At 59.5% G+C, this 257-nt stretch carries 1 protein-coding gene; it reads right to left on the reverse strand.

Annotated elements, in window-relative coordinates:
* A partial coding sequence (locus FLQ44_RS10160; RefSeq protein WP_240801243.1) for a GTP-binding protein occupies positions 1-246 on the reverse strand: 246 nt, incomplete at its 3' end.
* Positions 247-257 lie beyond the last annotated feature (11 nt).

The raw sequence follows: 257 nt of genomic DNA on the forward strand, positions 1-257 counted from the left end.
GACGTGCCCCGGCGTGTCGATGAGATTGAGCACATAGTGCTCCCCATCGGTGTGATCATATTCGAGCCGGACGGTCTGCGCCTTGATGGTGATGCCGCGTTCGCGCTCGATATCCATTGAATCGAGCACCTGCTCCTTCATCTCGCGCTCGCCCAGCGCGCCCGTCATCTGGATGAGGCGGTCGGCAAGCGTGGATTTCCCGTGGTCGATATGGGCGACGATCGAGAAATTGCGGATATGGCTCAGAGGGGTTTTGG

This window comes from Vogesella mureinivorans, assembly GCF_007644035.1.
Taxonomy (GTDB): domain Bacteria; phylum Pseudomonadota; class Gammaproteobacteria; order Burkholderiales; family Chromobacteriaceae; genus Vogesella; species Vogesella mureinivorans.